At 29.3% G+C, this 13610-nt stretch carries 16 protein-coding genes; all 16 read right to left on the bottom strand.

Annotation, left to right across the window (positions count from 1 at the left end; translation table 11 throughout):
• Position 1 precedes the first annotated feature (1 nt).
• The gene (gene glmM, locus AC5SMR_RS01020) at positions 2-1333 is read right to left on the bottom strand and encodes a phosphoglucosamine mutase (RefSeq protein WP_018413886.1); all 1332 of its coding nucleotides are present in this window, start codon (positions 1331-1333) and stop codon (positions 2-4) included.
• Positions 1333-2109, bottom strand: a complete 777-nt coding sequence (folP, locus tag AC5SMR_RS01015) for a dihydropteroate synthase (RefSeq protein WP_494577052.1) — start codon at positions 2107-2109, stop codon at positions 1333-1335. Before folP ends, glmM begins: the two co-directional genes overlap by 1 nt.
• Positions 2110-2388: 279 nt before the next feature.
• On the bottom strand, positions 2389-4275 hold the full coding sequence (gene ftsH, locus AC5SMR_RS01010) for an ATP-dependent zinc metalloprotease FtsH (protein ID WP_027306714.1): 1887 nt from the start codon (positions 4273-4275) through the stop codon (positions 2389-2391).
• Between the two features lie 51 nt (positions 4276-4326).
• On the bottom strand, positions 4327-5382 hold the full coding sequence (gene tilS / locus AC5SMR_RS01005) for a tRNA lysidine(34) synthetase TilS (RefSeq protein WP_494577051.1): 1056 nt from the start codon (positions 5380-5382) through the stop codon (positions 4327-4329).
• A complete protein-coding gene (gene ybgF / locus AC5SMR_RS01000; protein ID WP_027306716.1) occupies positions 5342-6316 on the bottom strand; it encodes a tol-pal system protein YbgF in 975 nt (324 codons plus the stop codon). The genes tilS and ybgF overlap by 41 nt, the downstream gene beginning before the upstream one ends.
• An 86-nt stretch (positions 6317-6402) precedes the next feature.
• Positions 6403-6945: a peptidoglycan-associated lipoprotein Pal gene (pal, locus tag AC5SMR_RS00995; RefSeq protein ID WP_271625819.1), complete on the bottom strand. Its 543-nt coding sequence runs from the start codon at positions 6943-6945 to the stop codon at positions 6403-6405.
• A 24-nt stretch (positions 6946-6969) separates the two neighbouring features.
• The gene (gene tolB / locus AC5SMR_RS00990; protein ID WP_494577050.1) at positions 6970-8310 is read right to left on the bottom strand and encodes a Tol-Pal system beta propeller repeat protein TolB; all 1341 of its coding nucleotides are present in this window, start codon (positions 8308-8310) and stop codon (positions 6970-6972) included.
• Positions 8311-8312: 2 nt separating this feature from the next.
• Entirely contained in the window at positions 8313-9122 is an 810-nt protein-coding gene (gene tolA / locus AC5SMR_RS00985) for a cell envelope integrity protein TolA (protein ID WP_494577049.1), read from the bottom strand.
• Positions 9123-9127: 5 nt separating this feature from the next.
• On the bottom strand, positions 9128-9544 hold the full coding sequence (gene tolR, locus AC5SMR_RS00980) for a protein TolR (protein ID WP_006997309.1): 417 nt from the start codon (positions 9542-9544) through the stop codon (positions 9128-9130).
• A gap of 1 nt (position 9545) precedes the next feature.
• On the bottom strand, positions 9546-10220 hold the full coding sequence (tolQ, locus tag AC5SMR_RS00975) for a protein TolQ (protein WP_018413880.1): 675 nt from the start codon (positions 10218-10220) through the stop codon (positions 9546-9548).
• A gap of 53 nt (positions 10221-10273) precedes the next feature.
• Positions 10274-10768, bottom strand: a complete 495-nt coding sequence (locus AC5SMR_RS00970) for a RuvC family protein (protein WP_271485875.1) — start codon at positions 10766-10768, stop codon at positions 10274-10276.
• A complete protein-coding gene (locus AC5SMR_RS00965; RefSeq protein ID WP_018413878.1) occupies positions 10768-11493 on the bottom strand; it encodes a YebC/PmpR family DNA-binding transcriptional regulator in 726 nt (241 codons plus the stop codon). Before AC5SMR_RS00965 ends, AC5SMR_RS00970 begins: the two co-directional genes overlap by 1 nt.
• A 5-nt stretch (positions 11494-11498) precedes the next feature.
• Complete coding sequence (locus AC5SMR_RS00960) at positions 11499-12305, bottom strand: TIGR00282 family metallophosphoesterase (RefSeq protein WP_494577048.1); 807 nt, start codon at positions 12303-12305, stop codon at positions 11499-11501.
• A 66-nt stretch (positions 12306-12371) separates the two neighbouring features.
• Entirely contained in the window at positions 12372-12848 is a 477-nt protein-coding gene (locus AC5SMR_RS00955) for a 5-formyltetrahydrofolate cyclo-ligase (protein ID WP_494577047.1), read from the bottom strand.
• A gap of 4 nt (positions 12849-12852) precedes the next feature.
• The gene (locus tag AC5SMR_RS00950; RefSeq protein WP_018413875.1) at positions 12853-13299 is read right to left on the bottom strand and encodes a cell division protein ZapA; all 447 of its coding nucleotides are present in this window, start codon (positions 13297-13299) and stop codon (positions 12853-12855) included.
• Positions 13287-13610: a 5-formyltetrahydrofolate cyclo-ligase gene (locus AC5SMR_RS00945; RefSeq protein ID WP_494577046.1), complete on the bottom strand. Its 324-nt coding sequence runs from the start codon at positions 13608-13610 to the stop codon at positions 13287-13289. Before AC5SMR_RS00945 ends, AC5SMR_RS00950 begins: the two co-directional genes overlap by 13 nt.

Below are 13610 nucleotides of genomic sequence, written 5' to 3'. Positions count from 1 at the left end.
TTTACTTAATTTTTCTTAAAACGATTTTCAAACATTTTTGAAGTAATTTAATATTATCACTCTCTCCCATTACTCTGATTTTAGACTCCGTTCCTGAGCTTCTAACTAATATTCTACCTTGACCTTTAATTAATTTTTCTGCTAATTTTATAGAATTTTTAATATCAATATTTTTAATTATATTTTTGTCTTTAACATCAATATTTTCTAATATTTGTGGAGTTTTATTAAAGGTATTAAAAAAACTACTAGCTTTTTTTCCTTTTCTTAATGAAAATAAAACTTCTAAAGCAACTAATAAGCCATCTCCAGTAGTTGCAAATTTGCCTAGAATAATATGCCCTGATTGTTCACCACCTAAATTAAAATTATTTTTTTGCATTTTCTCTTTTACAAAGCGATCTCCTACATTTGATCTTAAGAATTTTATATTATGTAGTTTAAAAAACTTTTCTAATCCATAGTTAGACATTAAAGTGCCAACTACACCTCCTTTTAACATTTTTTTTCTTTTCCACCTCATTGCTATTGCAGCAATTATTTGATCTCCATCAATTACAATACCTTTTTCATCACACATAATAATTCTATCGGCATCTCCATCAAGTGAAATTCCTATATGTGCTTTATATTTCTTTACTGCTAATCTGATTTTATTTGGAAAAGTAGATCCACAATTTTTATTAATATTAAGACCATTAGGATTTATTCCGATTGAAAATACTTTAGCACCTAAAGATTTTAATAATTCAGGCCCAGCCTTGTATCCAGCCCCATTTGCACAATCAATCACTATTCTTAAACCTCTTAGGTTAAAATCTTTTGGTAAATTATTTTTTAAAATTTTTATATAATCTTTATTTGCAGTTTCTAACCTTTTTACACGACCCAATTTTTTTGGTTTTGATAAAGATTTTTCAATTTTTTGATCAATTAAAGTTTCAATTTTTTTTTCAATTTTATTTGACAGTTTTAACCCATCTGGTCCAAATAATTTTAACCCATTGTCATGATATGGATTATGAGATGCTGTAATCATAATTCCCATGTTAGCTTTCATACTCTTTGTGAGCATTGCTAAGCCATTAGTTGGAAGTGGGCCTAATGTATAAACGTGCATACCAGCCGATGTAAGTCCTGATACTAACGCAGGTTCCAAACTATACCCTGAGAGTCTCGTATCTTTAGCAATTATTGCTATTTGTTTCTTTTTTTTTTGAGTTTTAAAGTAAGTTCCTGTTGCAAGACCAAATTTAAAAAACATGTCTCCATTAATATTTTTACTATTAACGGCACCTCTTATTCCATCTGTTCCAAAATATTTTTTTGCCATTAGTTTTTAAATAATTCTTTAAACACTTTTATACTTTGTCTTAATTCATTCACATCATGAATTCTTAGAATTTGAACTCCTTGCATTATTGCATACATGGAAGAAGATACTGTTCCACCTAATCTTTCCTTGCTATCATTTTTTCCAGATAAATCCTTAATAAATTTTTTCCTAGAAAGTCCAAGTAATATAGGAAAACCAAGAGTATGAAAAATAGAAACGCTTCTAATTAAATTCATATTATGTTTCAAATTTTTTCCAAAACCAATTCCTGGATCAATTACAATATTATTATGTTTTATACCCATGGATCTTAAAAATTTAATCTTTTGTTCAAAAAAATCATAAATATCTAATAATTCATTTTTGTACTTAGGGTTTTTTTGCATTTTTTCTGGTGTACCTTGTGAATGTTGAATGACAAATGGAGTTTTGCTTTTTATCAATACCTTAACTGTTTTAGGGTCATAACTTAGACCTGACACGTCATTTATAAGTTTAACTCCTAAATGAATCCCTTTAATCATAATTTCTGATTTTCTTGTATCTAATGATAGTGGAATTTTTTTATTAACATCTTTTAATATTTCTTTTATTCTATTCCATTCTTCCTTTTTACTTACAGGTTTAGATCCAGGTCTTGTTGATTCTCCACCAACATCAATAATATCTGCTCCAGATTTAAATAAATTCTTTGCATGAGATATTCCTTTTTTCTTTTTATTAAATTTACCCCCATCAGAAAAACTATCCGGTGTTAAATTTAATATACCCATTATATTGGGTATTTTATTAAAATTTAAACTTGAAAAATTTTTTTTTTTTTAACAATTATCTTGAGATCTTTATTAATTTTTTCTTTCTGTAGTTTGGGTAATTTTTTTATATCTTTAAGATCAATTTTTTTGATAGAAGTTCGTGTAAGAATTTCAATTTGCCCAAAAGAAATTTTCTTATTACCATTTAGTGGGAGATTTTTTTTTTCTAACTAATTCAATTGAAAATTGACCATAAGCAAAATTACACGCTCTTGTGTAATATTTTTTCATTTAGTATTAATGAACTATTTTCGGCTTAAGACCCATTGAACTTAAAGCTGAACCTTTATCTTCATCTTCAACTTTTAAATCCTCTTTATTGCTTGGATATATATTTTTATTTATCAGGTTTTCTATTTCTTCACCTGTAAGTGTTTCATATGTTAAGAGAGCTTTAGCTAATTTGTGTAGATCGTCAATTTTTTCAGTTAAAACTGTTCTTGCTCTTTCATAACCTTTATCTACAATTTTTCTAATTTCTGAGTCTACTTTCTTTGAGGTTTCTTCAGACATATTTTGAGTTCTCGCAACAGACCTTCCTAAAAATACCTCTTCTTCATTCGAACCATAGGCAACTGGTCCCAACTCTTTACTAAGGCCTGCTTGCATTACCATAGCTCTAGCTCTTTGAGTTGCTTGTTCAATATCACTAGATGCACCAGTTGTAACTTTATCTTCTCCAAATATGATTTCTTCTGCTACTCTTCCACCCATAGCTATAGCTAATTGAGCATGAAGCTGTTCTCTTGTTTGAGATAGCTGATCTCTCTCAGGTAGTTGCATAACCATTCCTAAAGCACGACCTCTCGGAATGATTGTTGCCTTATGAATTGGATGAGCCGCATCCTCATTAATAGTTACTATTGCATGTCCAGCTTCGTGGTAAGCTGTTAATGTTTTTTCTTCTTCTGTCATGACCATGGATCTTCTTTCTGATCCCATCATCACTTTATCTCTTGCTTCTTCAAACTCAGTTAGAGTAACTAGTCTTTTATTTTTTCTTGCAGCAAGTAATGCCGCTTCATTAACTATATTTGCTAAATCTGCACCTGAAAAACCTGGGGTTCCTCTAGCTACTGTTCTTAAATTTACATCAGGTGCCATTTTAATTTTTTTAACATGAACTTTTAATACTTTTTCTCTTCCTATTATATCTGGAAGTCCGACAACTACCTGTCTATCAAATCTACCTGGTCGTAATAATGCTGGGTCTAATACATCAGGTCTATTTGTAGCGGCAATAATTATTACACCTTCATTCGTGTCAAAGCCGTCCATTTCAACTAATAACTGGTTTAAAGTTTGCTCTCTTTCATCGTTACCTCCTCCAAGACCAGCACCTCTGCTTCTTCCAACAGCATCTATCTCATCTATAAAAATAATACAGGGTGAATTTTTTTTACCTTGTTCAAACATGTCTCTAACTCTTGAGGCTCCAACACCCACAAACATTTCAACAAAATCTGATCCTGATATTGTGAAGAACGGAACTCCTGCTTCCCCAGCTATAGCTCTAGCAAGTAAAGTTTTACCTGTTCCAGGTTGGCCAACTAATAAACATCCTCTTGGTATTTTTCCACCAAGTCTACTAAACTTTTTAGGATCTTTTAAAAATTGAACAACTTCTTCTACTTCTTCTTTGGCCTCTTCTACTCCAGCGACATCATCAAAAGTAACTTTACCTTTTAATTCATTCATCATCTTTGCCTTAGATTTTCCAAAACCCATGGCTCCACCTTTGCCACCCTGCATCTGTCTCATAAAGAAAATCCAAACAGCGATTAGTAACAACATCGGAAACCACGACAATAAAACACCAAACAAAGAGGGCATCTTATCTTCTAAAGGAGCAGCTGATATACTCACACCTTTTTCAGATAGCTTCTCAATTAAATTTGGATAATTCGGTGAATAAGTAGAAAAAGTATTTCCATTAGCTAATACTCCTCTAATATTGTTTCCTTGAATATCAACTTTTATAACTCCACCATTATCAACTTCTGATAAAAATTCTGAAAATATAATAGAATTACCTTTGCCCACATTTGCTTGAGGGTTCTTAAACATATTATATAGGCCTATTGTTAGAAAAACAATTACTGCCCACATTGCTAAATTCTTCATATTCATACTTATAAGATAATAATTATTATTAATTAAACAAGTGTCAAATTGTTACAAAACCTTAACTTTATTAGTGTTTTCCCTTGAAATTAATATCGTCTCATTAACTCTTTCAACAAAACAACCTCCTAAAGTTATTTTTGAAAATGTCTTTAGGATAATTCGGTTAATCAGTTCATTGATACTTTTTCCTCTAACAGGATAGTATTTTTTTCCTATTTTTTGAATAACAAATGTCAAAGATCTAAAAACAACTTCATGCGATTGATCAAAAAAATTATGACTTAAAATATAAGTATCTTTTGTTTTAATATGTATAGAATTATCCTTCAAATTTTTGTTAACATAAAACTTAATTGATTTGTCTGAGTCTCTTAAATTATCAATGGTTAATTTTAGTTTTTTTAAGTCCAATCCCTCTTTTTCAAGAGATTCTAATAAAGTTCTAATTCTTGTTCTTTTATATATCTCGTTAATATTAGATGGATCTTTTATAAAAAATTTAAATACTATTTTAGAAATATTAATTAAATCTTTTTTTTCTAAGTTGAGTAATGGTCTTAAAATATTTAGATCCTCATCTTTATATTTTACACTTTTGTTAAAAGATACCAATCCATTTAGTCCACTCCCTCTAACCACTCTAATTAAAAAATTTTCAACTAAATCATTTGAATGATGTCCTAATAATAAGTGCTTAATATTATTTTTTTTACATTCTTTTGATAGTAAAGAATATCTTGCTACTCTTGCTAAAGATTGAATATTTCTAGAAGGTTTTTTTCCTTTCCAGCTTAATACTTTACATGTAATACCAATTTTTTGTAAAATTTTTTTTACTAACGTTGCTTCCTTTGTCGACTCAGTTCTAAGTCTATGATCAACTAAAAAAAATTTAACTTTTATTTTATTTTTTATTGAATAGCATTTAGCCAAGTAAGCCAGTGCCAAACTATCGGGTCCACCCGAAACTGCTACTGCTAAATTTTCCCCAGAATTTAAAGAGGAAGAGAATTCACTATAAACTTTTGAGATTTTTCGATCTTTTAAAAAACTAAGAATTTGTTTATGAGTTTTGTTTTGAACACTCAAACTTTTTTGATTCATATTTTGCTTTTTGAAGCACAGATTGATTTGCTTTAGGATATTGCTCTTCAACCCCCACAATCATTTTACAACCTTGCTCTTTTTCTCCTATTTGAACCATTGATACACCAAGTTTTAATAAATTTATAGGAGCCTTCTCACCTTTTGGATATTTTTGATATCCTTCAAGATAAGCAGTAGCTGCATCTGTATAAAGTTGTCTTATTCTAAATGTTTCAGCATACCAATATTGAGCATTGCCTGCCAATTTATGCTCTGAATTATTTATCACAAATTCTCTAAAAGCTCTCTCTGCAGTGCTGTAATCACCTACCTTTAAAAAACTAGTTGCAAATTCATATTGTTTTTCTGGAGTAGCATTTGGAAGTATATTTTTTTCTGATTCAAAGTTTTCTGTCACTATTGATGAAGTAGTTTCTACTGATTGTATTTGCTGACTAGTTTCTTCACTTTCTGTATCTTTATATGAAATAGACCCTAAGTCTTGAGGTTGTGAAGAGCCTGGTAAAGTTTTGTCTACTTGTTCCTTTGGTATTGAAGTTAATTTTTTTCCAATTTCTCCAGATGATAAAGTATTTTCCAGATCTTGAAATCTAATTTGGTTATCTGCTTGAACCTTAGAAAGCCTATTTGATAATTTATCTAACTTGAAATTAATTTCTTCAAACTTATTAGTCAGTTCTTGAAATTGTTTTTCAACATCAGACAATTTTAGAAGATGTCTTGTTAAAACATCCTCAGAGTTTTCGTTTGTGCCTGTTTGACTATTTGAATTAATTGACCCTGAGTAAACAGCTTTTTCCAGAGTTTTTAAATCTTTTTGAATTAACTCTAAAATTTCATTTACATTATGATTATCAGCAAAAATAATATTTGGAAAAAATATAAAGACTAATATTAATTTTAATCGAATTATTTTTTTATAATTAAACATAATAAATTGAGTAGTAATTATAATGATGGCAAAAAAAAGACCCTATTCACAAATGTGATAGGGTCTTTTATAATTTATTAAATTGATTAGTTCGCTTTAACAGTAACTGATCTTCTATTTTTAGACCATGCTAAAGGGTTAGATCCAGAATCTACTGGTCTTTCTTTACCATAACTTAATACAGAAATTCTGTCTGAAGAAATTCCATATGTCATTAAATAGTCTTTTGCTGAATTAGCTCTTCTTTCACCTAATGCTAAGTTGTACTCTCTTGTACCTCTTTCATCAGCGTGACCTTCTAATACAACATTAATATCTGAATTTTTTCTTAACCACGCAGCTTGTTTTCTTAAAGTTTCTCTTGAAGCTGTTGTAAGTACAGTTTCATTTGTTGCAAAGAAAACTCTATCTGGAACACCAGAAGCTAAATATTCAACAGAATCTGTTCCTGTATAAACATCGCCTTGCATTTGTCCTGTTGTTGTTTTTTTTGTAGCACAGGCAGTTAGTACTAAACTTGCTAAAATAATTAGAAATCCATTTTTTAAAATCTTGCTTAAGTTCATTGTTGCTCCTTGATCCTTGTTTTGTAATACTTTATATTTTTCATATTTAATTAGACCTTTCAAGTTAAAAATCAACTAAAATTAAGACTAATTACTTAATAAAGACGACCAAGATGGGTCAGAAGCATCCGTTTCGGTTTCAACCATCTTTTCATTGTACCCTGTTAAATCAATAGACCATAATTTGGCTGAAAATCCTTCTCCTTTAGAGTTAGTCTTAGATTCTCTATAAAAGATAATAACCCTTCCATTTGGTGACCATGATGGAGCTTCTTGATAAAAGTTTTCAGTTAACAGTCTTTCACCAGTTCCATCTGTTCTCATTACTCCAATATAAAATTTTCCTTTATGAAGTTTTGTAAATGCAATTAAATCACCTCTTGGAGACCACACTGGAGTTCCATACAAACCATTCCCAAATGAGATTCTCTTAACATTTTTTCCATTACTATCCATTATATAAATTTGTTGGTAGCCACTTCTGTCTGAGTTAAAAGTAATTTGTTTTCCATCTGGTGAGTAAGAGGGTGATGTATCAATTGATGGATGATTGGTAATTCTTTCAACAATTCTGTTTTCAAGATCCATAGTATAAATATCAGAATTGCCATCTTTAGCAAAACTCATTATAATTTTTTTTCCATCAGGTGAAAACCTTGGGGCAAATGTCATTCCAGGAAAATCTCCGACTACTTCTTGCATTCCAGTTTCAATATCTAATAAATATACCCTAGGTAAATTTCTAAAATAAGAAAGATACGTGACCATCTGATTTGTTGGGCTAAATCTTGGTGTTAAAACTAATTCATTTCCAAGTGTTAAATATTTATTATTAAAACCATCTTGATCCATTATTGCTAATTTTTTTATTCTTTTAGTTTTAGGACCTTCTTCAGAAACGTATATTATTCTAGTATCAAAATAACCTTTTTCTCCAGTTAAGCGTTCATACACCTTATCTGTAATAATGTGACCTACTCTTCTCCAGTTACTAGGAACAGTAGTAAATGCTAAAGCCATCATTTCTTTTCCAGCTAAAACATCCCATAACCTAAATTCTACTCTTAGTTTTTCATCTACAAATGTAACCTTACCTGTTACTAAAGCTTGTGCTTTAATTAAATTCCAATCCTCGAACCTTGGTTTTAAATTAGCCACATCTGGTTCTTGAAGAAATGCATTTTTGTCTAGTGGATTAAATAGACCAGATTGTCTTAAATTATTCTCAACAACTATTGAAATTTCTGATCCTAAATCTTCTTGTTTTAAAATTTTTTTAAAATTTTCTTTTGACTTATTATCTATTGATAAAGGGGATACAGCAACTGGCAAAGGATTTAAATTTCCTCTAGTAATATCAACTTCAATTAAAGCAAAAGCTTTAATGGGAATAATAATAAATAATATAAATAAATATCTTAATAACATTTTTATCCTTCTAACATTTCTCTAGCATCAAAGTTTAGCTGCATATCTTTCCATCTTTCATAACCTGTACTAGGTACTCTAAGAGGTTGGCAAAGTTTTATAGCTCTTAATGCACTTTCAGCTAACACTTTATAAAATCCCTGTCCAGGTCTATTCATTCTAGCATGATCAAGAATCTCTGTTTTTATAATAGAGCCATCTGGCTTTAATTGTAACTTAATTCTAACTAATAAATCTTCGTTAAACGGCAACCCTAGAGGAATACTCCAACAACCAAAAATTTGAGCTTTTAGTGCATCTTCTTCACTTAAAGTTAATCCAGAAAAATCCATATCTTTATCCTGATCTTGGGTAACTTGATTGGATTTTTTATTTGTTTCTGCATTCTCAGTCTTAGATTTATCAATTAATGCAGCAATACTATTAGTGTCAAATAGTTCTTTTTTTTCAAACTCTGAAATTTGTTTAATTTCTGTTTCCTCTTTTTCAGGGTTTTGTTTTTCATCTTTAATTTTCTTTATTTTTTCTATTTTTTCATCTGGCAATGGAACGGCATCTGGCTTTTGTTTTTTTATTTTTTTTGGTGGTGCCTGTTCAGAAACTAATTTTTTTTCTTTTTCTTTGACTTTCTCTATTATTTTTTTTGCTTTTGGTGCAAAAGGAATATTAGTTTTGTCTGTTATTTGAATCAGCTCAACCGATATAATCGGAGGAAGATCAATCGGTTTTTTAGCAAGGAATGGTAAGCTCATAGCTGTGATTACCACAAGAAATATATGAAGCCCAAAAGAAATAACAATATTTCTATTCACTTTAGTTACCTCTCTTTATATGGCTCAGAAATTAATGCTACTTTAGTAAAGCCAGAGCCAGATAGCATTCCCATTATTTCTAAAACTCTACCATAGTTTATAGATTTGTCTCCTCGAACATAAATTCTAGTGTCTGTTCTATTTTTAGATACAGCTAAAATCTTTGCAATAATTTTATCATACTCAACTTTAGATTCTTGAATAAATATTTCACCTTTAGAATTTATAGATAATGTTAATGGTTCTAATTCTTCAGGTAATGAGTCTGCAGAACTTTCAGGTAGATCAACTTGTATTCCAACTGTTAATAATGGTGCTGTTACCATAAATATAATTAATAACACCAACATTACATCAACAAATGGAGTGACATTTATTTCACTCATAGGCTCTTTTGATGAACGTTTGAGATTAAAAGCCATTTTATATTATTGATAAAAATCTTTTAGAAAAATTTTCTAATCTTTGTGAATATTTTTTTGAGTCGTTATTAAATTTGTTATAGGCAACAACTGCAGGTATTGCTGCTAATAATCCGAGTGCAGTTGCAAATAAGGCTTCAGCTATTCCTGGTGCTACAATTGCCAAACTTGTATTTCTTGAGATTGCTATAGATTGGAATGAGTTCATTATTCCCCATACAGTTCCAAACAAACCTATAAAAGGTGCAGTTGAACCAACTGTTGCTAAAAAAGTAAAACCTTTGTCTATTTTTGAAATTTGTTTTTCAATATTAACCTCAAGTATGCTTGCCATTCTTTCATTTAGGTTAGTTTTACTTTTGGCTTTTAATAAACTTTGCATTGTATCTTTAAACAATAAAGCTGTAGGGTTTTCTACATCAGCTGGCAAACTATTGTAAAAAGTTTCGGCTGATTTTGATTTCCAAAATTTTTCTTCAAATTCCTCAGACTCTAAATTAATTTTTTTAAACAGTCTAAATTTTTCAATAATAACGGCCCATGAATATATAGAGCAGCCAATCAACATAAGTATTACTGACTTTACAATAAAATCTGCTCTTAAAAATAAACTCCACAAGGAAAAATCGGTATTTGAGGCAAGGCCTACTGCTTGAGATGTAATATCAGCTTCCATATTGAAGGTTTCACACTTAAATGTGTCATGATTTTGACTTTTAAAGTCTTTATTTATTCTTCTAGTTTATAAGTTTCGTAATAAAAGCTAGCAATCAATATCGCATCAGCTTTATTTGAGTCTTTTTTTCTTGATAACTCTGATGAAAAATAAGGAAATACCTCTATTGCTTTTGTTCTACTGGCGTCTTTTTCTGAATTAATAAGGTTAAAATACTTTTTCCATTTTGTCGGTCTTACAAAATACATTGGTAATTGCATTGCAGAACAAATTCCTTTTAAAATACCAAACGATTGTCCAAAATTAAACATACTAGTAACACCTTGACCTGGCATAGCTGATACTTGTTCAATTATAACTTTGATATCTTCCTTTTTTATATCCTTAATTCTTGAAGAAATTTCGTAATAAATTTGAGCACCATTAACTTGTTTTTTATTTTTTTTCCCTTCAGGCATATTGGGCATTTCAATAACATCAATTATTTTACCATCTTGAAAAAAACAAATAGAACCTGTTATGCCTGGGTCTATTCCAATAATAAGCATTAGCTATTCTTAAAATTTATATTTGAATAAACACTTTGAACATCATCATCATCTTCTAATGTTTCTAAAAATTCTATTGCAGCTTCCACTTTATCTTTTTCAACATCTACACTATTTAAAGGAACCCATTCAATCTCAGTTGAAATAAAATTTGCAATTGTTTTTTCTAAATTTTTTTTTACATTATAAATTTCACTCATAGGACATTGAATTTCATGAAATTCATCATTTGAAATACACTCATCTGCACCAGATTCAATTGCTAGTTCAAAAATTTGTTCATCTGAGATTTCTTTTTTATCAATTTTAATAATCCCTAACTGATTAAAGTTATGTGAAGCAGATCCCTGAGTTCCTAAATTGCCACCACTTTTTACAAATATAGATCTAACATTGGAAGCTGTTCTGTTTTTATTGTCAGTTAGTGCTTCCACAATTACAGCTATTTTATCTGGACCAAATCCTTCATATCTTAAATTTTCATAATTTGTTTCAGAATTAACCGAAGATTTGGCAATAGCTCTTTCAATATTATCTTTTGGCATGTTGGCTGATTTTGCAGCTTGAATTGCAGATCTAAGTCTTGGGTTCATCGCAGGATCTTTATCACCTAGTTTTGCTGCTACACTTATCTCTTTAGATAATTTTGAAAATACTTTAGATCTTTGTTTGTCTGCTTTTCCTTTAGAGTGTTTTATACTTGCCCATTTTGAATGACCCGACATAATAATTATTGAGAATTTTTTAATTCTCCTCCATGTATAAAATTTTTTACAGTTTTTGCTAACCCTGTTTCTACATCACATTCAACAATCACACCACACAAACTAGCTTCACCAATTGCTGGAAAGTGCTTTGTGGAGTTTTTTTTTAAAAATCTATTAATTGAATTTTCTTTATTCATTCCAATAACTGAGTCATAATCACCACACATTCCTGCATCAGTTTGATAAGCAGTACCACCTTTTAATATTCTAGTATCATTTGTTGGAATATGCGTGTGAGTTCCAACAACCAATGTTGCTTTACCATCAAAAAAATGTCCCATAGCTGACTTTTCACTTGTTATTTCACCATGAAAATCGACTAATAAAAAATCATAATCCTCTTTAAGCTTATATTTTTTCATAAATTTTTCAGCTGCTTCAAATACATCTTCACATTTCTTCATAAAAACATTTCCCATCAAATTAAGCACTCCTACTCTCATCTCATTTTTAGCAATAAATATTCCAAAGCCTTTTCCTGGAGATGGTTCAAACAAATTTTTAGGTCTAAGAAGTCGATTTTCTTTTTCAATATGAGACATTGTTTCTTTTTGATCCCATACATGATTACCCGTTGTAATAACATCTACACCACAGTTAAAAAAATCTTTACATATTTCCTCTGTAAGACCAACACCTGAGTCAGCTGCATTCTCACCATTAACAACTACAAAATCGATTTTTTCATCTTTAATTTTTGATAGTAAATTATTCAAAACCATTGACCGTCCTGAAATGCCAACTACATCACCTAAAAAGAGTATTTTCATTTTATAATATTTTTATTTGTTACAATATAATCTAATTTTTGATCATACATATTAGTTGGTACTTTATCAATTTCTTGAATTGATAAAGCCAAACCTATCTTTATGATATTTTTTTTTTGATAATTTTTCAATTAATCTATCGTAGTATCCACCTCCATATCCAAGTCTATTTAAATTTTTATCAAATGCTACCAAGGGAATTAATAAAACGTCAGGGTATACTATATTTTTAGCTTCCGGTTCAGGTATTCCATATTTATTTATTTTTAAAGGCTCAGAAAATGACCATGAATAAAAATTCATTTGAAAGTTTTTCTTAATTATGGGCAAAGAAATATTAAATTTATTCTTTTTAAATTTTCTTAACAGTGTCAAGTCATCTATCTCAAAGTTTACCGGATAGTATCCACCTATAATGATCTGATTGGTTATCTTTTCTTTTTTAAGAATTTTTACAATTTGCTTAAAATTAAGCTGAATATTTTTTGTATTAAATTTTTTTCTTACTTTAAGAATTTTTTTTCTTAATTCAGATTTTAACACAAATCTACTGAATTGGATTTTCTAAATTTGCTTTTTCAACAAAATTTTCAATTTCATCTGCTGCAGCTTCGATTATTTTTTCATAATCTTCTTTATTTTTTTCTATTTCTTTTTTAAAACTTTCATGATCTTGTTGAAGTTCCTTCATCTCTTCTTCTTTTCTATCTCTGTAATCATAAACTAATGACTTCAATTCTCTAAATTTATTTGATAAATTCTGTAATTCAGTTTTTTTTTGTTCTACTTTTTTTTTAGTTTCAAAATATTCATCCATTATTTGAACTGAAGTGATCAATAAAAGTTTATTTTCTCCTATGTTTCCAAGGTCATTCTTTAAATTGCTAAATTTTTCATTAATATGAGTTAACAATTCTTCTAAATGCTCTTCCTGTCCATCATCACAAGATAGAAGAAACTCTTTACCATTAAATTTAATATTTACATTTGCCATTTGTCTATTTCTTCTAATAAAGTATCTGTTTCTTGATTTAATTCATCTATTTTTTCTGAAAATTCTGTCTCTTTTTTTTGTTCTTCTATTTTTTGCTGGTTAATATTTTCTAATTTTTGATTAAGAGCTTTGTATTCGCTTTCTAAATTTTGATATTTTTCCTCTATTTGTTTTTTTTCAATTTCTAATTGATTTTTTTGAATGTTTAAGTTTTCTAAATTAGACTTTAGCGTTGGGTTTTGTAAATTCAAACTCTTCAATTTATTAAGTGCAAAACTGAGCTTTTTTTCTTTTTCACTGTCTGTTTTCAT

The organism is Candidatus Pelagibacter sp. PS_28 (assembly GCF_059417885.1).
The sequence above is the reverse complement of the archived record's forward strand: the minus strand, read 5'-3'. Positions and strand labels throughout refer to the sequence as shown.